Here is a 22,177-nt window from a genome sequence, read left to right as displayed (position 1 = left end):
CTCCCCACTCCCTCCCCTAGCCCCTCCCTCGCCCCGCTGGGCGATGGAGGGGGACTTCATGTGGCCGCGTGCGCTGCGCTCGCGTGCAAACATGGCCGTCCGTTGGGAATCCCTTCCTTGAAGCGCTTTGCGCTTCAAGGACTCCGGATTTTTTGTCTCCTGCGTTGGTTTTCGTTCCCCCACCCGTCGAGCTGGGCCGAGGAGCGCAGGTCAAAGCGGATCAGGGCGAGCGATTTTGAGCGAAGCGAGTCGAGCTCGACCCCGCTTTGACCGAGCACCGCAGGCTGCCCGTAGCGAAGCGAAGGGACCCAGACCATCGGGTCGCCTTTTTCTTTGCTTGCTTTCCTTTTGGCGACGCTAATAGAAAGTGAGTTGCCGCCGGGCAACTCCCGGCTTGCTGGCGAACTGAAACAAGCGAAGAGCTGAAGTAGCTGGCCAGCATGGGCCCCGGATCAAGTCCGGCATGGCAGATCAGGACGGAAGCGCACCGCCATCCCCTTTGCGCTGAATCATCACGACAGCCAATCCTTCCCGGATAATCCATTCAAAAACCGGGAGACGACCGTGACGGATGCCGAACAGCCTCTTTCCCCGCTGAATGCGGACCTGAGTCCGTCCAGCAGCCTGCTTGCCAACCTGCGCCAGGAACTGATGCGGCATCCGCCGTTTGCGCAGATGCTGGCAGGCGATGTCGATTTCTTTCTGGCTCATTCCCGCGAGAACTATTACGCGCCCGATGAACTGCTGCTGACCCCGGACAGCGGCCTGGTGCAGCATCTGTTCTTCATTCGCCAGGGCGCGGTCATTGGGGAGCGCGGCCTGGCCGAGCTGTCGGGTGGCGCGTTTCACTACGAACCCGGCGAGTTGTTCCCTGTGAGTGCTGCGGTGGCGCAGCGCGCAGTCACGGCCAGCTACAAGGCAGTGGCGGATACCTTTGTACTGGCCTTGCCGCTGAAAGCCATGCAGGCGCTGGCGGTGCTCAGTCCGCCGTTCGCCGACTTCCTGAACCGGCGCATCCTGAAATTTCTGGACCTGTCGCGGCGCGCGCTGCAGGTGGCCTATGCCTCGCAGGCGCTGGCCGAGCAGTCGCTCGAAACTGCGTTGGGCGATGTCGCGCGCCAGGCGCCGGTCAGCTGCCTGCCAGCCACGCCGCTGCGCGACGCGCTGGCGCAGATGCACCAGCTGCGCATTGGCTCCATGCTGGTGACCGACACGCAGCAGCGTCCGTTGGGCATCCTCACGCGCTATGACATCCTGGGCAAAGTCACGCTGCCGGGGCTGTCGCTGGACACGCCGATTGCCGAGGTGATGATGCAGCCAGTGCTGACGCTCAGCCACGAGCACACGGCGCTGGACGCAGCCTTGCTGATGAGCAAACACGGTATCCGCCATGTGCCCGTCACGCGCGGCGGTGTGGCCGTTGGTGTGGTGTCCGAACGCGACCTGTTCGCGATGCAGCGCCTCAGCCTGAAACAGGTGAGCACCTCCATCCGCTCAGCAGCCGACGTGGACACGCTCAAGATCGTGGCGCAGGACATCCGGCGTTTTGCGCACAGCCTGCTCGGGCAGGGCGTGCATGCACGCCAACTCACCGCACTGATCAGCCACCTCAACGACGTGCTGACCGCGCGCCTGCTGGAGCTCAAGGCCCAGGAGCACGGCATCGACCTGACGCGCCTCTGCTGGCTGGCGCTGGGCTCCGAGGGGCGCAGCGAGCAGACGATTTCAACCGATCAGGACAACGCCCTGATTTTGCCGGACGACAGCACGCCGGCCCAGCGTGAGGCCGCGCTGCGTTTTGCACACGACGTCAACCTCGCGCTGGACGGCTGTGGCTACCCGCTGTGTCGTGGCGGCATCATGGCGGGCGAGTCGTCTTGCTGCATGACGCTGCGCCAGTGGCGCGAGCGCTTTGCCCACTGGATAGAACACGGCGCGCCACACGACCTGCTGCATGCCAGCATCTACTTCGATTTTCGCGCGCTCGCCGGCGACGAGGACTTGGCCGACAGCCTGCGGCGCGAGGTCAGCGAGGCGGCGCGCCGCGCACCGCGCTTCATCAAACAACTGGCGCTCAATGCGCTGGTCCACAGCGCGCCGCTGAACTGGACGGGCAGCATCGCCGTCGACGACGCCGGCCTGATCGACCTCAAGTTGCAGGGCGCGACGATTTTTGTCGACGTGGCGCGGATTTATTCGCTGAGCCACGGCATCACCGTTACCAACACGCGCGAGCGGCTGGAGGCTGTCGGCCCGCGGCTGGGCATGGCCGCACCGGAGTACCAGGCATGGGTCAGCGGCTTCGAGTTTTTGCAGACGCTGCGGCTGCGTATCCAGCTTGAGGGCACGGCCCCGCCGCAGCATCCGAACCATCTTGAAGTTGCGCTGCTCAATGACATTGACCGGCGCATCCTTCGCGAATCTTTTCGGGTTGCGCGCTCGCTGCAGCAGCGCCTGCAGCTGGACTACGAGCGATGAATTGGGGCGAGCGGCTGCGCGGATGGTTCGGCGCCCAGGCTGCCGTGGACGAGGACCGCTGGGTGGTGCTCGACGTTGAAACCAGCGGCCTGGACCCGCAGCGTGATCAGTTGCTGGCAATTGCCGCGATTGCGGTTCAGCTGGATTGGCCTACGCGGCGCCTGAGCATCACGCCGGGCGACAGCTTCGAAGTCGTGCTGCGTCAGTCGGAAGTGGCAAGCGGCAAAGACAACATCCTGCTGCACGGCATCGGCGTGCAGCGCCAGCGCGACGGCGAACCGATGGCCGACGGGCTGCGCGCCTTCGCGCGTTTTGCCGGTAACTCCCCGCTACTGGCTTTTCATGCCCCGTTTGATCAGGCCATGATCGGCCGCTTTGTACAGGCGCACCTGGGCGCGCCCCTGCCGAACCGCTGGGTCGACATCGAACAGCTGTGTGCGGTGACTCATGAAAAGGTCAGGGCCCGCGCGCTGGATGAGTGGATGGCGCACTTTGGCATCGTCTGCGCCAACCGACACCAGGCGGCCGCCGACACGCTGGCTGAATGTGAGCTGTTGCTGCGGATCTGGCCGCAGATGGCCGCGCAATGCGCAAGCTGGCGCGATGTCGAAAAGCTGGCCGCCCAGCAGCGCTGGATTGCGCGGGCCTGAAAAGGCAGGGTGGGCTGGCGACGGATAAGATTGCCGCACGGCTTCGCCGGTTGCCTCCCCTTCGCGTCCTGTGGCAGAGCAAATGCTATTGTTTTGATAGCTATCCACGCTTTCTCGACAAGGGCCACAGGCCAAAAATACCTTGAAATCAAACTGGGGATGCTGCCCACACGGGTGCCGGCGCTTTTACCGTTGCTTCAGGAGATCCCATGCAGCTTTTGCAGTCCCTTCCCGTGTCCGTGCAAACCATCGGTTTGCTGATGCTGTCGAACGTCTTCATGACCTTTGCGTGGTACGGCCATCTGAAAAACCTTGCGACCTCTCCCTGGTATATCGCGGCGCTCATCAGCTGGGGGATCGCACTGTTTGAGTACCTGCTGCAGGTGCCGGGTAATCGCATTGGCTTCACGCTTTACAGCGTCGGCCAGCTCAAGATCATGCAGGAGGTCATCACGCTGACAGTGTTTGTGCCGTTTGCAGTGTTTTATCTCAACGAACCGCTCAAGCTCGACTACCTGTGGGCAGCGCTGTGCATGGTAGGCGCGGTGTATTTTATCTTTCGGAGTTCATAGGGCCCCTACAGTCGCTCGCCTCGCTTCGTGCCGTGTGGGGCTTGTTACACTCCCGGGAGTCATGAATTCGTCATCAAACTGACACACAGTTCCCAGGAGATCAAGATGCTGTTTGGCAAGCTGCTGCCGCGTGAAGGTAATTTTTTCGAGCTGTTCAACCAGCATGCCGACCGCATTGTTGAGGCCGCGCGAGCGTTTTCCAATCTTGTTGCCAACTACAGCGACATAGAAAAGCGGGAAAGCTACAACCGCGAAGTGGACAACGCCGAACGTGCAGCAGACCGGATCACCCACGAGGTGAACCGCATGCTGCACAAGACCTTCATCACGCCGATAGACCGCGAGCAGATCCACAAGCTCATCAACACCATGGATGACGTGTGCGACCTGATCCAGGATTCGGCCGAAACCATGGCGCTGTACGACGTGCACCACATGACCGAGGAGATCGTTCGCTTGACTGACCTGAGCGTCAAGTGCTGCGAGCGCCTGAAAGACGCGGTGGCGCTGATTGACAAGCTCAGCGACGCGGCGACGGCCGAGGCGGCGCTCAAGACCTGCGAGGAGATTGACAGGCTCGAATCCGACGCTGACCGCGTCATGCGCTCGGCCATGAGCAAGCTGTTTCGCGAAGAGCCGGACGTGCGCGAAGTCATCAAGCTCAAGGCGATTTACGAGCTGCTTGAGACCATCACCGACAAGTGCGAAGACGTGGCCAATCTGATTGAGGGCATCGTCCTCGAAAATTCATAACCCGGCGGCGTCATGGAGAACGTCCAAACTGCCTTGTGGGTCGTGGTCTTGCTGGTGTTTCTGGCGATTGCCTTCGATTTCATGAATGGCTTTCACGATGCAGCGAATTCGATTGCCACCGTGGTGTCCACCGGCGTGCTCAAACCCGGCCAGGCCGTGCTGTTTGCCGCATTTTTTAACTTCGTTGCAATCTTTATTTTTCACCTGAGCGTGGCGGCCACCGTGGGCAAGGGGATTGTGCAGCCGGGCATTGTCGACACCCACGTGGTGTTTGGCGCGCTGATAGGCGCCATCACCTGGAACCTCGTGACCTGGTATTACGGCATTCCCAGCAGCTCGTCCCACGCGCTGATAGGCGGCATCGTCGGAGCGGTGATGGCCAAGTCCGGCGCGGGCGCGTTGGTGGCCGGCGGCATTCTGAAAACTGTGGCCTTCATTTTTGTCTCGCCGCTGCTCGGTTTTCTGCTCGGCTCGCTGATGATGGTGGTGGTCGCCTGGGGCTTTCGCCGTGCCACGCCATCTCGCGTGGACCGCTGGTTCCGGCGCATGCAGCTGGTATCGGCCGGCGCCTACAGCCTGGGCCACGGTGGCAATGACGCGCAAAAAACCATTGGCATCATCTGGATGCTGCTGATTGCCACCGGGTATACCTCCGCCAGCGATGCATCCCCGCCGACCTGGACTATCGTGAGTTGTTACGTGGCAATTGCTGTGGGCACCATGTTCGGCGGCTGGCGCATTGTCAAGACCATGGGGCAAAAAATCACCAAGCTCAAGCCCGTGGGTGGCTTCTGCGCCGAAACCGGCGGGGCATTGACACTGTTCCTGGCGACTGGACTGGGCATTCCGGTGTCCACCACCCACACCATTACCGGCGCCATCGTCGGGGTCGGATCCACCCAGCGCGCTTCGGCGGTCCGTTGGGGCGTGGCCGGCAACATTGTCTGGGCCTGGATCTTCACGATTCCGGCCTCGGCTTTCGTCGCGGCGATTGCCTACTGGGTCAGCCTGCAGATTTTTTGAGAGCGCAGGCTCCTAGTCTTCCATGCGAGGCGGGTTCGGATGCAGACGTGCCATGGAAATGCTGTCGACATAGCGGCCGTTTTTTAATGCGTAAGCCTTGTGCCGGCCCTCTTCCAAAAAGCCCAAGCTGCGATACAGCGCGATGGCGCGCTCGTTGTCTACATGGACCCACAGCTCGACGCGCAGCACGCCCGCCCACTGATCGGCCCAATCAAGCAGGCGGTTCATGAGTTGGCGCCCTGCGCCACGGCCCTGCCATTCGGGAGCGATGGCAATGCCGAGGCCGCGCACGTGGCTGCGGCGAAGGCTGGGCTGCTGGGTATGCAACCCGGCCATTCCGACGACTTCACCCCCCGAGATCGCCACCAGTCTGCAACTGTGAGGATCGACTCTCTGCAGGAATTCGATGCGTGAGACGACGGGCATGTCAGGCATCTGCAGGGTGCCTTCGAAGGTTCCGTCGCGGCCGAGGAGGGCGGAGATGGCCGGTGCATCATCCGGTTCGGCAGCCCGGATCAGGAAATCCCTGGAATCAGCTCTGTCCATGCCGGGCCCCTATTGGGAAATCTTCCGGGCTTCCTCGACCTGGTACTCGAAATAGCGCTGGAAGCTGAAGACGATGCTGGACATCAGGGCAATCGTGCCGAACAGCAGTGCAAACACAATCGCGCCCATGGTCAGCCAGTTGGTCCGGCCGGGCGCGCCATCAGGCGCGGCACCAGGGTTATGCGTGGCATTCCATTTCTCGGGCGCCATCAGACCGTAATAAATCGCAGTCAGCGCCGTGCCGGCCAGCGTAAAACCCAGTAAGGGGATCAGCACCCAGGCGAGCTGGTCGTCCTGGCCGTACATGCGCACGCGTTCCACGCCCCACCAGCCCAGCGCGGCAGCCATGGGGTGCAGCCAGGCCAGCATGTCGCCAACGCCGTACAGGTAGAGGCGGTGAAGACCCAGTTGGCCGCCAGCCAGAGCCAGCCAGGCCCCGAGGGTCTTGTTCTTGGTTTTCATGAATTCCGTGAGATGGGAGTAGGGGGCGGCGCTTCAGGAGCCCGCAGGCGGCTGGGTGTCGCCAGCGCCCAGCGTTTTTTGCATGATCACGATATCACGCCAGGCACCGAACTTCCATCCGCAAGACTCAACGATGCCGACCTGCGTGAAACCCAGCGCGCGGTGCAACCCGACCGAACCTGCGTTGGCCGAGTCGCCGATGACGGCCATGATTTTGCGGATGCCTGCGTTTTCGCAGCGCGCCAGCAGCTCCGACAGCAGGGCGCGGCCCAGACCCTTGCCGCCGACAGCGGGCGCCAAGTAAATCGAGTCCTCTACCGAGTAGCGGTAGGCGGGGCGCGGCTTGAACCAGTTGCCGTAGGCAAAACCCACTACGGTGCCGGCTTCTTCAGCGACCAGATAGGGCAGGCCTTTGGACAACACGTCGGCGCGGCGCACGCCCATGTCGGCCACGCTGGGCGGGTCGGTTTCGAAGGTGCCGGTGCCGTGCAGCACGTGGTGGGCGTAGATGGCGGTGATGGCGGGGAGGTCTTCCTCGCGGCTGGGGCGGATCAGGGGCATGGCAGGTTCAAAAGGAAGGGCCGGGGGCCGGGTTGACGATGAATGGCGGAGAGCGGGTTATAATCTGCGGCTTTGCAGCATTTCGCTGGCCGGGTGCCATGTCGTGTGTCTCAATCGCTGCAGGAACATTTTGGGGTGATATTTTTCGCCCCGCCACCCGAAGGATAAATCATGGTCGTCATTCGACTCTCGCGCGGCGGTTCTAAACACCGTCCTTTTTTCAATATCGTTGTGGCTGACAAACGCGTCCGCCGCGACGGCCGTTTCATCGAGCGCATCGGTTTTTACAACCCGATCGCCAAGGGTGGCGAAGAAGGCCTGCGCATCCAGCAGGACCGCCTGACCCATTGGCTGGGCGTGGGCGCACAAGCGTCCCCCACCGTGGAACGCCTGGTCAAGCAGGGCGCTGCCGCAGCCCCCAAAGCCGCCTGATTGGAATGACAATTTCCCGCCGGGCCGCCCCAAGGGAAATTCGCCCCCTCGGGGGGCAGCGCCTTACACTGAGTGAAAAGCGTGGGGGCTAGCCTTCCGGGCTTAGAGTCGTCGGGTCTTCCCGAGGACGCCATCGAGGTCGGGCGCATTCTTGACGCCTGGGGCGTCAAGGGCTGGGTCAAAATCCTGCCGCACAGCGCCTCCTCCGAGGCGCTTTTTTCTTCCGGCCGCTGGTTTCTGCAGCCGCCCGAGGCCAAACACCGGCCGGGTTTCAATGCATTTTCCGGCACCGTGGTTTTACCGGTGAGCGAGTCCAAGGTGCATTCCGGCTCTGTCGTCGCCAAGTTCGAGGGCATTGATGACCGCACGCCGGCCGAGGCCCTGCGTGGCGCGCGGATATTTATGCCGCGCAGCAGCTTCCCCAAGGCTGGCAAGGACGAGTACTACTGGGTCGATCTGCTGGGCCTGAATGTCGTCAATCGGGAAGGGGTGGCCCTGGGCTGCGTACGCGACCTGATGGCGACCGGACCGAATTCGGTGCTGTGTGTCGAGTACATCGACGGCGAGCAGACCCTGGAGCGCATGATTCCTTTTGTCGCCGCCTATGTCGATGGCGTGGACATTCCTGCCGGAACCATCACGGTCGACTGGCAGCCGGACTATTAGGCCTTCGGGCCTTCTACCGTGACCGGCGCAAAATACAAGCCATGCGCTTTGACGTCATCACCCTGTTTCCCGAGCTTTTTGAGCCGTTTCTGAAAAGCGGCGTGACGCGCCGTGCCTACGAATCCGGCCTGGTCGAGGTCAAACTCTGGAACCCACGGGCGTTTGCCGACGGCAACTACCGGCGTGTCGATGACCGATCCTTTGGCGGTGGCCCCGGCATGGTCATGCTGGCTGAGCCGCTGGCGCGTTGCCTTGAAGCCGTTCGGGCTGAGCGTGCCGAGCCGGAAGTCTCCCGCGCACCGGTGGTGCTTTTTTCCCCGATAGGCAATGCACTGGACCACAGCGGCGTGGCCGCGTGGTCGGCCAGCGCTGGCGCCGTATTGATTTGTGGCCGCTACGAGGGCCTGGATCAGCGTTTTATCGACAGGTATGTGGACCAGCAGATCAGCTTGGGCGACTTCGTGTTGTCCGGCGGGGAGATCGCCGCCATTGCCCTGCTGGATGCTGTAGCGCGTCTGCAACCGGGTGTGCTCAATGATGAGGGTAGCCACCAGCTGGACAGTTTCAACCCGGCGCTCGACGGCTTGCTGGACTGCCCGCATTACACGCGGCCGGAAGTCTGGCGCGAGCAGGGCGTGCCGGACACACTGTTGTCCGGAAACCACGCCCACATCGAAAGCTGGCGGCGCGAACAGCGGCTGGCCCTGACTCGGCAACACCGGCCGGAACTGCTGGAGGCCGCGCGCGAGGCGGGCAGTTTGACGGACGCAGACGAGGCATTTCTGCGCGGTCTGACGGCGAAATCCTCCCACCAGCCATAAATTGCTATAATCGTGGGCTTTTCGGTCCTCTGGCGGCCACTGCAACCATGTTGATACCTCCTTGAGAGAGCGTCCCTGGATTTGCGGTCTTTAGTGCAGCGCGTGTATGAACGAAAAAGTTAGATGGAATTAATCATGAATCTGATCCAGACCCTTGAGCAGGAAGAAATTGCCCGCTTAAACAAGACCATTCCCGTGTACGCCCCCGGCGACACCGTGATCGTCAGCGTCAATGTGGTTGAAGGTACACGCAAGCGTGTGCAGGCGTTTGAAGGTGTTGTGATTGCCAAGCGCAACCGCGGCCTGAACTCCAGCTTCATCGTGCGCAAGATCTCCAATGGCGAAGGCGTCGAGCGGACCTTCCAGGTCTACAGCCCCTTGATCGCCAAGATCGAAGTCAAGCGCCGCGGTGATGTACGCCGCGCCAAGCTGTACTACCTGCGTGATCGCAGCGGCAAGTCGGCACGTATCAAGGAAAAACTGGGCGCCAAAGCTGCATAAATGCGGCTTGGACCCTGAAAAAGCCGCTCTCTGGAGCGGCTTTTTTTTTGCCTGTTACGCTGCACTTGCCATGAGCTTCACCAAACCCCTGCCGAAGTTTGATCCGCGGACTATCCCCGTCATCGGGGTGGACACGCATCTGGCGGGCGTACCCGCCGGGAACCTCACGCCCCTGGCCCTGCGCCAGCGCTTCCTGCATCCACCGGTCTGGACTCCGGAGCACAGTGTCGAGAAGAAGTTTTCCAACCGGGAGCCGGCGCTGGCAGCGGTGCTGATCCCGCTCGTCATGCGGGACGAACTCACGCTGCTGCTGACAGAACGCGCCGGCAACATGTCGACCCACTCTGGTCAGGTCGCATTCCCGGGTGGAAAAACCGACGATGCTGACCATGACGCGGTAGACACGGCGCTGCGCGAGGCGCAAGAGGAGATCGGGCTGGCCCGCGAACACGTCGAGGTACTGGGCATTCTTCCTGACTATGTCACTGGTACCGCCTTCGTCATCACGCCAGTAGTGGCACTGGTACGGTCGGGTTTCGCGCTGCAGCCCAACCCCTTCGAAGTCGCCGATATTTTTGAGGTGCCGCTGCAGCACCTGATGAACCCCGCAAACCACCAGCGTCATGAGTTCGAGTTCGACGGTGACATTCGCCAGTGGCTGTCCATGCCCTATACCGGGCCGGTGGACAACAGCGATGGCAAGGAGCGCTATATCTGGGGCGCAACCGCCGCCATGTTGCGCAATCTGTACAGATTCTTAAGTGCCTGACGATTGGGATGTGAGCCGAGCCGTCTCTTTTCAAGCAGGGGCCGCGGATCTGGCTTTGCCAGTCCGCAGGCGCAGCGGCCCCCTCCGGGGACAGAGAGCGACACGCAGTGCGCGAACGTGGGGGCAGTATGATTCACCATGAGTTTTTTTGCCGTTTTGTTCGCACTCATCATTGAACAGGCTAGGCCGCTGGCCCGCGGAAATGCGATCCACGCGAGTTTGCGCCGCTGGGCGCGCTGGGCCAGCCGCAGCCTGGACGCTGGCAAACCGGTCCATGGCTGGGTGGCCTGGGGCATGGCTGTGTTGGCTCCGGCGTTGGTGACGCTGGCGATGCACTGGCTGCTCTGGAGTATCAACGTGGCACTGGCGTTTTTATGGAGCGTTGCCGTCCTCTACGTCACGCTCGGCTTTCGCCAGTTCAGCCACTACTTCACCGACATTCGCGACGCGCTCGACGATGGCGACGAGATCACGGCGCGCGAACTGCTCGCGCAGTGGCGGCAAGTCGACGCCAGCGAGCTGCCGCGCAGCGAAATCGTGCGCCATGTGATCGAGTATTCGGTGCTGGCGGCGCACCGCCATGTGTTCGGCGTGTTGGCTTGGTTTTCTGTGCTGGCCGCGCTGGGGCTGGGCCCTGCCGGTGCCGTGTTGTACCGCCTGAGCGAGTTCGTCGCGCGCTACTGGGCGCACAAAAGCCGCTTGACGGGTGAGGGTGCCAGTCCGGCCTTGCAGCAGGCGGCGACGCGCGCCTGGCATGTGATCGATTACGTCCCGGCGCGCCTGACATCGCTGGGTTTTGCGGTGGTCGGCAGCTTTGAAGATGCCATTGACGGCTGGCGCAATTACGCGCAGCGGCAGCCCGTCGGCACGGAAAGCCTCAACGATGGGGTGATCCTCGCTGCCACTTCCGGGGCCGTCAATGTGCGCCTGGGCGGGGAGGCGCTGAAGGCCCTGTTTGCACCGGGTGCATCCCAGGGGTTTCAGGCCGGTGCCCCGGACCCGTCCGCGCCAGAGGTGACGGAGAGCACACCGGGGCGAGAGCCCGAGGTGGCCCACCTGCGCAGCATTGTGGGCCTGGTCTGGCGCTCGGTGGTGCTCTGGATGGTGCTGCTTGCCCTGCTCACCCTGGCCCGCTTGCTGGGCTGAGAAGAGCCGCCTGGGCGTGGCGTCTGGCATATCTTTCTGAAGTCGGGCCCTCAGGAGACTGGTGCCCTACACGGCGGGCGAGCAACCCGTGAGAGAAGGCCTGGTCAAGCGCAATCAGCGTTGGCACACCGGCGCAGTGTGCGGCGCTGGCGCAGGCCTGTGGCGCCTTGGTGCGCGGCTGAATCAGTAACGCGCTGGCTGCGACAACTCGGCGAACAGCTCGCTATACAAACGATAGCGGCTGGCGCTTATCCCATCGGGGCTGGTGCCTGTTTTTGCTTGAGAAATCACGCCACAGCCGGGCTCGTGGAGGTGGGTGCAGTTGTAGAACTTGCAGTCCTGCGCATGCACCTTGAGATCCGGCATGTGGTTGGCCAGGTGCATGGGGTCGATGTGGTGCAGGCCGAATTCCTGGAACCCTGGCGAATCGATCAGCGCGCTGCTGCGTTCTGCATCGATCCAGTACAGCGTGGTACTGGTCGTGGTGTGTTTGCCTGAGTTGAGTGCCTGCGATATTTCTGCCGTCAGCACCTGCGCATTCGGCACCAGCAGGTTGGTCAGGCTGCTTTTGCCGGCACCTGAAGGGCCCAACACCAGGGTTTTTTTGCCACGCAGCAGCGCCAGCAGTTGTTGGTACTGTGCGTCGTTGGCCACCGGCGTATCGGTCTTGGGGTTGATCGCCAGTGGCAACACCTGGTAGCCCATGGCCCGATAGGGCTCCAGCTTGGTCCACGCGCGTCCGAAAGGCTCCGCCAGATCGCTTTTGTTCAAGGCGATGATGGGCGTGATGCGTTCGGCTTCAGCGGCAATCAGCGCACGGGTGAGCTGGCTCTCGGAAAACTCCGGCTCGGCCGCGATCAGGATCAACACTTGGTCGAGGTTGGCCGCGAAGGACTTGGTGCGCATTTCGTCCTGCCGGTAAAACAGGTTGCTGCGTGGCTCGACTTTTTCCACTGTGCCTTCGTCTTGCGAGGGCAGCCACTGCACGCGGTCGCCCACCACGGCCTGGCTTTTCTTGCCACGCGGATGGCAGATCAGGCGCTGTCCGTCCGGTGTTTCCACCAGGCAGTGCCGACCGAATCCAGCAACCACCAGGCCGGGCAGGGTGCCGGCGGAAGAAACAGTGGTCAAGCCAGCAAGGCGTCGACCTTCGACGCGCAGAAAAAGTCGCTGACAGAAATGCCCTGCACGTCATGCGTGTTGAAACGCACCGTGCATTTGCTGTAGCTCAACGCCAGGTCGGGATGGTGGTCTTCGGCGTTGGCGATAAATGCCACCGCATTCACGAAGGCGACTGTCTCGTAGTAGTTCTTGAAGCTGTAGGTTTTTTCCAGCGAACCGTCGATCAAGCGCCAGCCCAGCGCCTGTTCGCCGTTGAGCTGGCTCAGCTGGGTCACGATTTCGGTGGCACTCAAGGCGCGACGGTTCTGGTGGACGGGGTTCATGCCGAGGCTCCGGTGTTGCCGCCCAGGCGCGCCAGCCGCTCCGAGGCAGGCGGGTGCGAGTAGTAAAACTTGACGAACAACGGGTCGGGCGTCAGTGTGCTGGCGTTGTCCTGGTAGAGCTTGAGCAGCGCGCTCTGCAAATCCTTGCCGTCGGTCTGCGCGATGGCATACGCGTCGGCCTCGAACTCGTGTTTGCGTGAAAACAGGGCAAAGATCGGCGAGATGAAGAAGCTGAACACTGGCACCGCCAGCAGGAACAGCAGAAGCGCCAATGCATCGTTGCTGCCGTTCATGTTGGGCCGCACGCCCAGTCCGGTGTAGAACCAGACCTGCGTGGACAACCAGCCCAGCAGCGCAAAGCCGGCCAGGCTCATGGCAAACATCGACACGATGCGCTTGATGATGTGTTTGTGCTTGAAATGGCCGAGTTCATGGGCCAGCACCGCATCGACCTCGCCGGGGTTGAGCTGCTTGAGCAGGGTGTCGTAAAACACCACGCGTTTGGACGCGCCGAAGCCGGTGAAATAGGCATTGGCATGGGCCGAGCGTTTGCTGCCGTCCATCACGAAGAGGCCCTTGGCTGCAAAGCCGCAGCGCTGCATCAGCGCGGTCACGCGCGCCTTAAGGGTTTCATCTTCCAGCGGCTGGAACTTGTTGAACATCGGCGCAATGACCGTCGGGTAAAGCACCAGGATCAGCAGGTTAAACACCATCCAGGCCCCCCAGGCCCACAGCCACCACCAACTGCCGGTGCTACCCATCAGCCAGAGAATCAACGCCACGATGGGCAGCCCGATCAGCACGCCGACCAGCGTGGACTTGACGAGGTCGCCCAGCCACAGCTTGAATGTCATCTTGTTGAAACCGAAACGTTCCTCGATACGGAAGGTGCTGTACAGCGTGAAGGGCAGGTCCAGCAGGCCACTGACCAGGCCGAAGATGGCAAGCAGCGCCAGTTGCGGCACCATACTGCCGTAAGCGGTTAGGCCCGAGCCGGCGAGTGCCTGGTTCAGCGCATCGATGCCGCCGAGCAGCGTCCAGCCCAGCAACACGGCAGCACCCCAGGCCAGCTCCAGCAGGCCGAAACGGGCTTTGGTGATGGTGTAGTCGGCCGCCTTTTGATGGGAGGCGAGTGTGATGCTGACGGCAAATGCTGCCGGTACGGCATCGCGGTGACGCGCCACATGGCGGATTTGCCGCGATGCGAGGTAGAACCTGGTCAGCAGTCCCAGCACGAGGGTGGCCGAAAATACCAGAGTCAAAAGCAGAGAGGGATCGGTCATGAATGGAAGTTTAGGCGATCAGCGAGAATCGCTAGATGGCTGATACAGAACCCCTGCTGAAAAAATCCGACCAGAACCTGGTCTGGCTCGACTGTGAAATGACCGGGCTCGACCCTGAGAAGGAGCGCATCCTTGAGGTTGCCGTGGTGGTCACCGGGCCGCAGTTAACGCCGCGCATTGAGGGACCGGTCCTCGTGATCCATCAATCCGACGAGCTGCTCGACCAGATGGACGCCTGGAACAAGGGCACTCACGGCCGCAGTGGCTTGATTGACAAGGTCAAGGCCAGTTCGGTGACCGAGGCGGACGCTGAAAAGGAGTTGCTGGCCTTTCTGGCGAAGTATTTGCCCAAGGGCACCTCGCCACTGTGCGGCAACACGATTGGCCAGGATCGGCGCTTCCTAGTCAAATACATGCCCAAACTCGAAGCTTTTTTCCACTATCGCAACATCGATGTCAGCACCTTCAAGGAACTCGCCAAACGCTGGCGGCCCGAGGTATACAGCGCATTCAAGAAGCGGCAAAGCCACACCGCGCTGGCGGATGTGCACGAATCGATTGACGAGCTGGAATATTATCGGGCCCACTTTTTAAAGTGAATTTGGCCGCTAGCCCTTGTCACACAAAGGTAAGAAGCTATCAAAAGCAGAGCAAATGTCGCTGTCCCAGGCGGACTGCGGGTTATTCTGACACGCTGGACTGGTAGAAACCCGCAAACCATGGCATAATCGTGGGCTTGATGGATGCACGTGGGTGCACCGCCTTTGTACATCTACCTCACACTTTTGAGGCTCTACCAACAGAGCCATCGCTTCAGGCACCGGTTTTTCCGGAAGTCGCCCGAACCGAAATATTCGTTTGATGGTTGATGTTTTATTAACCATGAACGAAGCCTTCCGCTACGCGGCAGGTTCTAGTTTCCTGTTCGCCCGCCCACACCACAAGGTGGCAGCGCAGACAGGTGTTTAGTGAGAAAAACATGACTGACTCTTTTGAGGCTCGCGGCGATTCTTTGGCCGAAGCAAATACCGACTCCATCGTTTCCGATATGGAAATCAATGTGCTGCCTGACTTTTCCGATGCGCCCGCCGCAGCGGAAACATCGCTGGACGCCATCGCGCCCGAGCCCAACGGCTTCGTGAAGCTGGGCCTGGCCAAGGAACTGCTGCAGGCTGTGGCTGACATGGGGTTCACCCAGCCGACCGCCGTGCAAATGGCCACTATCCCGAAAGCCATGCAGGCACTGGATGCTGACGTCAAAGCCGACCCGAAAGCCAAATTCACCGATCTGCTGGTTTCCAGCCAGACCGGTAGCGGCAAGACCGCCGCTTTCCTGCTGCCCGTGCTGCACACCCTGCTGAAACAGCAGGAAGAAGCCGAGCGCCACGAACGCGCCGAATTTGAACGCTTGAGCGCCGAAGCCGTCGCCCGCGGCGAGCCGCCGCTGAAAAAACCCAAGCGCAAGGACCCGACCAATGCGCGCAACTTCAAGGCTGCCACACCCGGCGCCCTGATCCTGTGCCCGACCCGCGAACTGGCCCAGCAAGTCTGCGCTGACGCGATCGATCTGGTTCGCCATTGCCGCGGCCTGCGCATCGCCAACGTGGTGGGCGGCATTCCTTACCAGCTGCAGATTGCCAAGCTGCAAAACGCCGACCTCGTGGTGGCCACGCCCGGCCGCCTGCTGGACCTGCAGCGCAGCATGCAGATCAAGCTCGATCAGGTGCAGTTCCTGGTGGTGGACGAAGCCGACCGCATGCTGGACCTCGGCTTTGCCGACGACCTGACAGAAGTCAACCAGCTCACCATCGAGCGCAAGCAGACCATGATGTTCAGCGCCACCTTTGCGCCGCGCATCATGCAACTGGCCACGCGCGTCATGCGCCAGCCGCAGCGTGTCGAGATCGACTCGCCGCATGAAAAACACGCATCGATCACCCAGTCCCTGCTGTGGGCCGACAACATGAGCCACAAGCGCAAGCTGCTGGACCATTCGCTGCGCGACGAAACCATGAACCAGTCCATCGTGTTCGCCTGCACCCAGGTCGAATGTGACGGCCTGGCCAACGACCTGGTGCAGGAAGGCTTTTCGGCCGTGGCACTGCATGGCGCGCTGGGCCAGGGCCTGCGCAACCGCCGCCTGATGGCTTTCCGCGATGGCCGCGTGCAGATCCTGGTGGCGACCGACGTCGCTGCTCGTGGACTGGATGTTCCGACCATTACCCACGTGATCAACTACGGCCTGCCGATGAAAGCCGAAGACTATGTGCACCGCATCGGCCGTACTGGCCGTGCCGGCCGCGAAGGCAAGGCAATCACAATTGCCGAGTTCCGCGATCGCCGCAAGATCCAGGACATCGAGCACTACACACAACAAAACCTCAAGCCCAGCGTGATTGCCGGCCTCGAGCCGCAGCAGCGTTTTGCCCCGACCTCGGAGCGTCCGCGCGGCAATTTCGGCGGTGACCGCGGTCCCCGCAGCTTTGGCGGCGGCGGTGGTGGCCGTTTTGGCAACGACCGTGCTCCTTCGGGCGGTTTCGGGGGCGGTGCTGGCGGCGCTGGCGGCGGTTACGCCGGCAAGAAGCCTGCTTTTGGCGACCGTGGCGGTGATCGCGGTGGTTTTGGCGGCAACCGTGACGATCGTGGCGGCGCGTCCTTCCAGGGCCGTCCCGCACCCCAGGGCAACAACTACGCAGACCGTTCCGGTTTCAACGACCGCGGCCCCCGTCGTGATGACCGTGGCTTCGGTGGCGGCAACGGCAACAGCGGTGGGTTCGCCCAGCGCGACGACCGAGGCGGTGATCGCGGCGGTTTTGGTGGCGGTCGTTCGGAAGGGTTTTCATCCGCCCCGCGCGGCGACTTTGCCGACCGCAAGCCGGCTTTTGCCAAACCTGCCGGCAAAGTCTTTGTGCCACGTGATGCCCACAAGCGTCCGGCCCGTCCTGCACGTTAATTCTTGCAGCACACAAAAAAGCCCGCAGCTTGCGGGCTTTTTTCATGGGAACTACGGTCTCACTCCATGCCGTTGCGGCTGGCCAGTTCAACAAACAGTCCCGAGTGGTCCAGGTCGCTCAGCCCGTGGCTGATGCCCTCGGCATACAGCTGCTCGAACAGCGTCGTCACGGGCGCGTCAAAACCGATTTCTTCGGCGGTAGCCAGCGCATTACGCATGTCCTTGAGCTGTATCGCCATGCGGGCGCGCGGTGCGAAGTCGCGCGCCACCATGCGCTCGCCGTGCACCTGCAGGATGCGGCTGTCGGCAAAGCCCCCGGTGATCGCTTCCCTGACCTTGGCCATGTCGGCGCCGCCCCGGGTGGCAAACAGTAGGGCTTCGGCCACCGCGCCTATGGTGATGCCGACAATCATCTGGTTGGCGAGTTTGGTGAGTTGGCCCGCCCCGTGGGAGCCCACGTGGGTGGCGCGGCCGAAGACCTCAAAAACGGGCATGGCGCGCGCGAATTCCGACTCCCTGCCTCCGGCCATGATGACCAGCGTGCCGTGCTCAGCGCCGCCGGTGCCACCCGAGACCGGCGCGTCGATGTGGGCAATGCCCATAGCGCCCAGCCGCGCGGCGTGGTCGCGCGCCTCGCGTGGCTTGATCGACGCCATGTCGATGAACAGTGCGCCCGGCTTCATCGCGGCGGCCACATCCTGCTCAAACAGCAGTTCTTCCACCACCGCACCGTTTTCCAGCATGCCGACGACGATGTCCGCATCTCTCACCGCTGCTGCGGCCTGGTTGTGAACCACTGCACCGTGCGCGCTGAGTGAAGCGGCCTTGGCCAGTGTGCGGTTCCATACCTGCAGGGTGTGGCCGGCTTCGCAAAGGCGTCTGACCATGAGAAGGCCCATGCTGCCGGTGCCGAGGAAGGCGATGCGTGGGGACGATGTGATTGTGTCGGGGATGCTCATGGATGTCCGGAAAAGGGGTGGTACCACCATCATGCGGCACCCCGTGGCAAGAAGGCTGTCAGGCAGCTTTCTTCAGGGCGGTAGCGAACATTCCCTCCATCTCGCGGCGCACCTTGTAGGCTGGGGTGGACATATCCATGGCCACGTCGGCCCAGCTCAGGCTCTGGCCCTTTTTCACTGCACGTATCACCTTGACGTTGTGCGCCAGGCCCAGCGGCAGACCGCCCATCTTCATCGAGGTGTCGGCCGGCAGCAGCTTGCCCCAGACGGTATAGCCGCCTTCGCCGTCCAGCATGTCGCCGGGCTTGAGCTCACGCTTGGCGGTGGCCACCACGTCGGCGTTCCAGCAGCTTGCAACACCCGTCGGCTCGCCGCGCAAGGCCACGCTGGCCACCGAGACGCCGACTTCCAGGCCAATCAGGTGCCAGCGTTTGTAAAGCGTGAAGTAACGCCCGCTCGGGTCGGTGTGTGCGTTGTATTCCTCAAAGCAGTTCTTGATGTAGTCGGTCTCGGCCTCTACCGTGACCCAGACGCCCATGCGGATGTCGTAGGGAATTTTTCGTCCATTTGCTTCCAGTGAAGAGATGACTTCGACCATCCCTTTGCGCTCAAGTACGCCGCCCTCACTGATGGGGCGTGTGACATAAGGAATGTCTTCCACGCTGGCTGGCGGATACAGCAGGCCGTTGCTAGGCACGGTCAAGCCGGTGGCGTTGGCGACCGCCGTGCTTTCGATCGAGGGCTTGGAACCATCGAGAAAACTGTTGAACATCTTGGGGTTGAGGCCGCCGCGTTCGGCCTGTTCCGGTGTCAGGCCGTAGTTGCCCCAGACGGTTTCCGGCGTCGATTCGGAAAAATGCGGCAGCCACTTGTGGCCACGGCCCGCCGCCACCACCGGGAAGCCGCAGGTGCGCGCCCAATCCACCAGGTCGCAGATCAATGCGGGCTGGTCGCCGAAGGCCAGTGAATAGACCACACCTGCTTCGGACGCCTTGCGCGCCAGCAGGGGGCCGCAAAAGGCGTCGGCCTCGACTGTGACGTTGACCACATGTTTGCCGTGTGCAAACGCCTGCAGGCAGTGCTCGACAGCGGCCACGGGGTTGCCGGTGCATTCGACAATGATGTCGATCTGCGGATGGGTCACCACCGCATTCCAGTCCTCAGTGATCCAGGTTGCTCCTGTTTTGATAGCTGCTTGCGCAGATTCCGCCTGGGTCAGGGCCGGATTCCATCCAACACGGGCGAGGTTGGTGCGGGCCGCAGCCGGCGACAAATCGGCAATCGCCACCAGGTGCACGCCCGGCGTGCGTGGAATCTGCGCCAGATACATGGAGCCAAATTTGCCTGCGCCTATGAGGCCGATGCGGATCGGTTGGTTGTCGGCGGCGCGTTGCTGAAGTTTGTTGTGGAGATTCATGGTGTCAGGCCGCCTTGCGCTCCGGCACGATTTCTTCCATCGAGGTTTGTAGCGCGGTGGCTGGCACGCCGTCTTTCCATCGCAGGTCCACCGGGTAGTCCTTCAGCAGGCAATCGTCGGGCAGGCATTCAATCGGCGTGAAGTCGCGGTGCGCGATGTACTCGGGTCGCTTGTGGCGGCGGATGTGGTTGCTGACCGCGCACAGGCTCAGGTAGACGCTGACGCGGTTGAAGGGCGACAGGTTGCTGCCCGAGGCATGCACCAGGCAAGAATGGAACAGGATCATGGAGCCGGCCGGTCCCTTGGGACTGACGATGCCACCCTGCTTGCCGCCGGCACGCTGTACCAGCTGGTGGATCAGGTCGTTGTCCACCGTCCACAGCGGGTAGCTGGTGGTGGTCAGGTCGTGCTTCGCCTCGACCACGCCTTTTTTGTGGCTGCCGGGAATGAACATCAGCGGGCCGTTGTGTTCGGTCACGTCATCCAGAAAAATCGCGACGTTCATGGCGCGTTCGGTCGGCATCATGTCGTCGTTGAGCCAGGTGCCGTAATCCTGGTGCCACTGCCACACGTCGCCTTCAAAAGCCATCTTGCCGTTGATCTTGAATTGGTGCATGTAGAGTTTTTCGCCGAGCAGCTCTTCCACCGGCTCGATCATGCGTGGGTGGCGCCCCAGTTTGGCAAAAGGCTCGCTATACATGTGCGCGGCAAAGTTGGTGCGCACTGCGTCCTTGCCTTTTTCGCGCACGTTGTAGTCCTCGCGCCGGCTGTACAACTCTGGCACCGCGTCATTGAGTACCTGCGTTTCTTCGGGTGTGAAGAGACCGGGGAAAAACAGGTAGCCGTCGCGATCGAATTGCGCGAGTTGCTCTGGGGTCAGTTTCATTTTTTTGTCTCCTGGGGTCGAGTGGATCGCTGGCGTCAGGCGGTCTGGGTCTGGCCGGGAGACGCAGGCTGAAGCGCTGTGTTCAGCAGGCTGGCCAAGTTGCGGCTGGCGTCTTCGCCGTGCTCGCGGATCAGGGTTTCTGCAGTGGGCGCATCACCTGCAGCAATGGCACGGGCGATGGCCTCGTGCTCGTCCCAGATCGATTCGCGCATGGTGGACACCTGAAGCACTGCGCCCATGGCGCGGCGGATGTGGTGCCAATGCAGTTGCGCGCTCTGGGCGATCAGGGGGTTGCCTGAAGCGGCGTAAATCGCGCTGTGGAAATGCGCATCCGCGGCCATCATGGCCTTGACGTCGGTTCCGCGTGTTGCAGCGCGCCCGCGGGCAATCAGGTCCGGATCGATCCGGACACGGGCTTGCGCCGCAAGGCGGGCCGCCAGCGCATCGAGCGCACTGCGCACCTGGTAAATTTGCATCAGCCAGCCCACATCCAGCGGCGCGACCAAGACCCCGCGACCCGGCGCGTCCAGCACGAAGCCGTCCTTCTTGAGCAGCCGCAAGGCCTGCAGCACCGGCTGGCGCGACACCGCGAGCTGTTCGGCGATGTCTTCCTGCATGATGCGCGCCCCCGGCGCCAGCGAACCTTCGCTGATGGCATCGAGCAGGCTGCGATAGACCTGATCGACCAGGTCCGGCGTGGATTCGATTTTGAGAAGCTGGACCTGCATTTTTGTACTCTGTATACAGAATACTTTGGTGGATGCCCAACCTTCAGCGGGTTTACCCGAGACTTGTATGGCTTGTGCGTGACTGTGCCAACATCTGCGTATTGACTTCACAGGAGATTTCATGAGCCGACCCGATGCCGCCTGGCTGGACCGCATGTACAACAACCGTGCGCTGGTGCCCGACCACGCAGACTATTTCAGCCGCTGGGCAGAACGTTCCGATGTGGCCCGGCGCTCGCAGTCCTGTACCCTGGATATCGCTTACGGGGCCAGCGCAGGAGAGACCTTGGATGTGTTTCCCGCAGCCCCGATGCCGCCCGGTGGCGCACCAGTTGTGGTATTCGTTCACGGGGGTTACTGGCGCTCGCTGGACAAGTCAGATCATTCCTTCCTCGCACCCGCCTTCACCGCTGCGGGTGCTTGCGTGGTGATGCCCAACTACGACTTGTGCCCGGCCGTGACGGTCCCTGACATCGCCCTGCAAATGGTCAGGGCGCTGGCCTGGACCTGGCGCAACATTGCCCGATTCGGCGGCAACCCCGACCGCATCACCGTGGCCGGACATTCGGCAGGCGGCCATTTGGCGGCGATGTTGCTGGCCTGCGAATGGAAGAAGCACGCCATCGATCTGCCGGCGGACCTGGTCAAAAACGCGCTGTCAGTCTCTGGCCTGTACGAGCTTGAGTCGGTGATGCACACGCCTTTCCTGAAAGACGCGCTGCGCCTGACGCCGAAACAGGTTGCGCAGGCCAGTCCGGCCTGGTTTCCGCCACCAAAGCGGGGTTTGCTTTACAGCGTGGCCGGGGCCGACGAGAGTGAGGAGTTTTTGCGTCACAACGCGCTGATTGAGCGCGCCTGGGGCGCCAGAGTGGTACCGGTGCGCGAAGCCCTGCTGGGGCTCAACCATTTCAGTATCGTGGAGGCCCTGATGCAACCCGGCCATCGGCTGCACCAGCTGGCGCTGCAACTGCTTGCACAGACCGCCTGACGGCAGCCCGCCTAGGGAAGGTCTGCATAACCCCCGCCGCAGCGAGAGTTGCTAGTCAAGAGTTCACAACATGAAACCGGCACAGTGTTCGAGCCGGTTTTCTGGCGATGCTGGCCCGAGTCTGCGTCCGCCTCGACC

At 62.2% G+C, this 22,177-nt stretch carries 24 protein-coding genes; 14 read left to right on the top strand and 10 right to left on the bottom strand.

The features are described from left to right. Nucleotides 1-564: 564 nt before the first annotated feature. From H0W47_RS12010 to H0W47_RS11990, 5 genes are all read left to right on the top strand, one after another. Nucleotides 565-2,478, top strand: a complete 1,914-nt coding sequence (locus H0W47_RS12010; protein WP_296924615.1) for a DUF294 nucleotidyltransferase-like domain-containing protein — start codon at nt 565-567, stop codon at nt 2,476-2,478. Continuing rightward, nucleotides 2,475-3,128: a 3'-5' exonuclease gene (locus H0W47_RS12005; protein ID WP_296924613.1), complete on the top strand. Its 654-nt coding sequence runs from the start codon at nt 2,475-2,477 to the stop codon at nt 3,126-3,128. Before H0W47_RS12010 ends, H0W47_RS12005 begins: the two co-directional genes overlap by 4 nt. Before the next feature lie 209 nt (nt 3,129-3,337). Continuing rightward, complete coding sequence (locus H0W47_RS12000) at nt 3,338-3,700, top strand: DMT family protein (RefSeq protein WP_296924612.1); 363 nt, start codon at nt 3,338-3,340, stop codon at nt 3,698-3,700. 105 nt (nt 3,701-3,805) lie between these two features. Further along, a complete protein-coding gene (locus tag H0W47_RS11995) occupies nt 3,806-4,453 on the top strand; it encodes a DUF47 domain-containing protein (RefSeq protein ID WP_296924610.1) in 648 nt (215 codons plus the stop codon). Between the two features lie 12 nt (nt 4,454-4,465). Next, entirely contained in the window at nt 4,466-5,476 is a 1,011-nt protein-coding gene (locus tag H0W47_RS11990; RefSeq protein ID WP_296924608.1) for an inorganic phosphate transporter, read from the top strand. Between the two features lie 12 nt (nt 5,477-5,488). On the opposite strand, the gene H0W47_RS11985 is transcribed toward H0W47_RS11990, so the two are convergent. Genes H0W47_RS11985 through H0W47_RS11975 form a run of 3 tightly spaced genes read right to left on the bottom strand, consistent with a single transcriptional unit; the run spans nt 5,489 to nt 7,045 of the window. After that, a complete protein-coding gene (locus H0W47_RS11985; protein WP_296924606.1) occupies nt 5,489-6,022 on the bottom strand; it encodes a GNAT family N-acetyltransferase in 534 nt (177 codons plus the stop codon). Nucleotides 6,023-6,031: 9 nt separating this feature from the next. Next, nucleotides 6,032-6,484, bottom strand: a complete 453-nt coding sequence (locus H0W47_RS11980) for a hypothetical protein (RefSeq protein WP_296924605.1) — start codon at nt 6,482-6,484, stop codon at nt 6,032-6,034. 33 nt (nt 6,485-6,517) lie between these two features. Further along, nucleotides 6,518-7,045 carry a GNAT family N-acetyltransferase gene (locus H0W47_RS11975; RefSeq protein ID WP_296924603.1) on the bottom strand — a complete coding sequence of 176 codons (528 nt, stop codon included), beginning with the start codon at nt 7,043-7,045 and terminating at the stop codon, nt 6,518-6,520. 171 nt (nt 7,046-7,216) lie between these two features. On the opposite strand from H0W47_RS11975, the gene rpsP reads away from it, so the two are divergent. From rpsP to H0W47_RS11945, 6 genes are all read left to right on the top strand, one after another. Further along, nucleotides 7,217-7,477 (top strand): 30S ribosomal protein S16, encoded by a 261-nt coding sequence (gene rpsP / locus H0W47_RS11970; RefSeq protein WP_296924601.1) that lies wholly within the window; start codon nt 7,217-7,219, stop codon nt 7,475-7,477. A 72-nt stretch (nt 7,478-7,549) separates the two neighbouring features. After that, on the top strand, nt 7,550-8,143 hold the full coding sequence (gene rimM, locus H0W47_RS11965; RefSeq protein ID WP_296924599.1) for a ribosome maturation factor RimM: 594 nt from the start codon (nt 7,550-7,552) through the stop codon (nt 8,141-8,143). A gap of 41 nt (nt 8,144-8,184) precedes the next feature. Then, nucleotides 8,185-8,964: a tRNA (guanosine(37)-N1)-methyltransferase TrmD gene (gene trmD, locus H0W47_RS11960; RefSeq protein ID WP_296924597.1), complete on the top strand. Its 780-nt coding sequence runs from the start codon at nt 8,185-8,187 to the stop codon at nt 8,962-8,964. Between the two features lie 135 nt (nt 8,965-9,099). Continuing rightward, nucleotides 9,100-9,465 carry a 50S ribosomal protein L19 gene (gene rplS, locus H0W47_RS11955; RefSeq protein ID WP_296924596.1) on the top strand — a complete coding sequence of 122 codons (366 nt, stop codon included), beginning with the start codon at nt 9,100-9,102 and terminating at the stop codon, nt 9,463-9,465. Between the two features lie 70 nt (nt 9,466-9,535). Further along, the gene (locus H0W47_RS11950) at nt 9,536-10,234 is read left to right on the top strand and encodes a CoA pyrophosphatase (protein WP_296924593.1); all 699 of its coding nucleotides are present in this window, start codon (nt 9,536-9,538) and stop codon (nt 10,232-10,234) included. 138 nt (nt 10,235-10,372) lie between these two features. Further along, nucleotides 10,373-11,380: a CobD/CbiB family protein gene (locus H0W47_RS11945; RefSeq protein ID WP_296924591.1), complete on the top strand. Its 1,008-nt coding sequence runs from the start codon at nt 10,373-10,375 to the stop codon at nt 11,378-11,380. A gap of 183 nt (nt 11,381-11,563) precedes the next feature. Here the strand turns inward: H0W47_RS11945 and rsgA are convergent, their stop codons facing one another. The 3 genes from rsgA to H0W47_RS11930 are packed head-to-tail and all read right to left on the bottom strand — an operon-like array spanning nt 11,564 to nt 14,108. Then, nucleotides 11,564-12,511 carry a ribosome small subunit-dependent GTPase A gene (rsgA, locus tag H0W47_RS11940; RefSeq protein ID WP_296924589.1) on the bottom strand — a complete coding sequence of 316 codons (948 nt, stop codon included), beginning with the start codon at nt 12,509-12,511 and terminating at the stop codon, nt 11,564-11,566. Next, entirely contained in the window at nt 12,508-12,825 is a 318-nt protein-coding gene (locus H0W47_RS11935; RefSeq protein ID WP_296924587.1) for a 4a-hydroxytetrahydrobiopterin dehydratase, read from the bottom strand. The genes rsgA and H0W47_RS11935 overlap by 4 nt, the downstream gene beginning before the upstream one ends. Continuing rightward, nucleotides 12,822-14,108: a M48 family metallopeptidase gene (locus H0W47_RS11930; RefSeq protein ID WP_296924585.1), complete on the bottom strand. Its 1,287-nt coding sequence runs from the start codon at nt 14,106-14,108 to the stop codon at nt 12,822-12,824. Before H0W47_RS11930 ends, H0W47_RS11935 begins: the two co-directional genes overlap by 4 nt. Before the next feature lie 35 nt (nt 14,109-14,143). On the opposite strand from H0W47_RS11930, the gene orn reads away from it, so the two are divergent. Beyond that, nucleotides 14,144-14,707 carry an oligoribonuclease gene (gene orn, locus H0W47_RS11925; RefSeq protein ID WP_296924583.1) on the top strand — a complete coding sequence of 188 codons (564 nt, stop codon included), beginning with the start codon at nt 14,144-14,146 and terminating at the stop codon, nt 14,705-14,707. Between the two features lie 380 nt (nt 14,708-15,087). Further along, nucleotides 15,088-17,061: a DEAD/DEAH box helicase gene (locus H0W47_RS11920; RefSeq protein ID WP_296924581.1), complete on the top strand. Its 1,974-nt coding sequence runs from the start codon at nt 15,088-15,090 to the stop codon at nt 17,059-17,061. A gap of 59 nt (nt 17,062-17,120) precedes the next feature. On the opposite strand, the gene H0W47_RS11915 is transcribed toward H0W47_RS11920, so the two are convergent. From H0W47_RS11915 to H0W47_RS11900, 4 genes are read right to left on the bottom strand one after another with little or no spacing between them, the layout of a single operon-like run. Beyond that, complete coding sequence (locus tag H0W47_RS11915; RefSeq protein ID WP_296924579.1) at nt 17,121-18,020, bottom strand: NAD(P)-dependent oxidoreductase; 900 nt, start codon at nt 18,018-18,020, stop codon at nt 17,121-17,123. Nucleotides 18,021-18,078: 58 nt separating this feature from the next. After that, complete coding sequence (locus tag H0W47_RS11910; RefSeq protein ID WP_296924577.1) at nt 18,079-19,437, bottom strand: Gfo/Idh/MocA family oxidoreductase; 1,359 nt, start codon at nt 19,435-19,437, stop codon at nt 18,079-18,081. A 4-nt stretch (nt 19,438-19,441) separates the two neighbouring features. Next, nucleotides 19,442-20,323, bottom strand: coding sequence for a phytanoyl-CoA dioxygenase family protein (locus tag H0W47_RS11905; protein ID WP_296924575.1), 882 nt, complete (start codon nt 20,321-20,323; stop codon nt 19,442-19,444). Between the two features lie 35 nt (nt 20,324-20,358). Next, nucleotides 20,359-21,051: a GntR family transcriptional regulator gene (locus tag H0W47_RS11900; RefSeq protein WP_296924573.1), complete on the bottom strand. Its 693-nt coding sequence runs from the start codon at nt 21,049-21,051 to the stop codon at nt 20,359-20,361. A 121-nt stretch (nt 21,052-21,172) separates the two neighbouring features. On the opposite strand from H0W47_RS11900, the gene H0W47_RS11895 reads away from it, so the two are divergent. Continuing rightward, nucleotides 21,173-22,039 carry an alpha/beta hydrolase gene (locus H0W47_RS11895; protein WP_296924571.1) on the top strand — a complete coding sequence of 289 codons (867 nt, stop codon included), beginning with the start codon at nt 21,173-21,175 and terminating at the stop codon, nt 22,037-22,039. Nucleotides 22,040-22,177: the final 138 nt, after the last annotated feature.

Origin of the sequence: Polaromonas sp., assembly GCF_013817205.1 — a bacterium.
Classification (GTDB): Bacteria; Pseudomonadota; Gammaproteobacteria; order Burkholderiales; family Burkholderiaceae_C; genus Polaromonas.
This window is presented reverse-complemented; position numbering and strand designations above follow the sequence as displayed.

Coding starts and splice junctions, on each gene's coding strand:
- H0W47_RS12005 (WP_296924613.1), top strand. CDS start 2,475: ATGAATTGGGGCGAGCGGCTGCGCGGATGGTTCGGCGCCCAGGCTGCC.
- H0W47_RS12000 (WP_296924612.1), top strand. CDS start 3,338: ATGCAGCTTTTGCAGTCCCTTCCCGTGTCCGTGCAAACCATCGGTTTG.
- H0W47_RS11995 (WP_296924610.1), top strand. CDS start 3,806: ATGCTGTTTGGCAAGCTGCTGCCGCGTGAAGGTAATTTTTTCGAGCTG.
- H0W47_RS11990 (WP_296924608.1), top strand. CDS start 4,466: ATGGAGAACGTCCAAACTGCCTTGTGGGTCGTGGTCTTGCTGGTGTTT.
- H0W47_RS11985 (WP_296924606.1), bottom strand. CDS start 6,022: ATGGACAGAGCTGATTCCAGGGATTTCCTGATCCGGGCTGCCGAACCG.
- H0W47_RS11980 (WP_296924605.1), bottom strand. CDS start 6,484: ATGAAAACCAAGAACAAGACCCTCGGGGCCTGGCTGGCTCTGGCTGGC.
- H0W47_RS11975 (WP_296924603.1), bottom strand. CDS start 7,045: ATGCCCCTGATCCGCCCCAGCCGCGAGGAAGACCTCCCCGCCATCACC.
- rpsP (WP_296924601.1), top strand. CDS start 7,217: ATGGTCGTCATTCGACTCTCGCGCGGCGGTTCTAAACACCGTCCTTTT.
- trmD (WP_296924597.1), top strand. CDS start 8,185: ATGCGCTTTGACGTCATCACCCTGTTTCCCGAGCTTTTTGAGCCGTTT.
- rplS (WP_296924596.1), top strand. CDS start 9,100: ATGAATCTGATCCAGACCCTTGAGCAGGAAGAAATTGCCCGCTTAAAC.
- H0W47_RS11950 (WP_296924593.1), top strand. CDS start 9,536: ATGAGCTTCACCAAACCCCTGCCGAAGTTTGATCCGCGGACTATCCCC.
- H0W47_RS11945 (WP_296924591.1), top strand. CDS start 10,373: ATGAGTTTTTTTGCCGTTTTGTTCGCACTCATCATTGAACAGGCTAGG.
- H0W47_RS11935 (WP_296924587.1), bottom strand. CDS start 12,825: ATGAACCCCGTCCACCAGAACCGTCGCGCCTTGAGTGCCACCGAAATC.
- H0W47_RS11930 (WP_296924585.1), bottom strand. CDS start 14,108: ATGACCGATCCCTCTCTGCTTTTGACTCTGGTATTTTCGGCCACCCTC.
- orn (WP_296924583.1), top strand. CDS start 14,144: ATGGCTGATACAGAACCCCTGCTGAAAAAATCCGACCAGAACCTGGTC.
- H0W47_RS11920 (WP_296924581.1), top strand. CDS start 15,088: ATGACTGACTCTTTTGAGGCTCGCGGCGATTCTTTGGCCGAAGCAAAT.
- H0W47_RS11915 (WP_296924579.1), bottom strand. CDS start 18,020: ATGAGCATCCCCGACACAATCACATCGTCCCCACGCATCGCCTTCCTC.
- H0W47_RS11910 (WP_296924577.1), bottom strand. CDS start 19,437: ATGAATCTCCACAACAAACTTCAGCAACGCGCCGCCGACAACCAACCG.
- H0W47_RS11905 (WP_296924575.1), bottom strand. CDS start 20,323: ATGAAACTGACCCCAGAGCAACTCGCGCAATTCGATCGCGACGGCTAC.
- H0W47_RS11900 (WP_296924573.1), bottom strand. CDS start 21,051: ATGCAGGTCCAGCTTCTCAAAATCGAATCCACGCCGGACCTGGTCGAT.
- H0W47_RS11895 (WP_296924571.1), top strand. CDS start 21,173: ATGAGCCGACCCGATGCCGCCTGGCTGGACCGCATGTACAACAACCGT.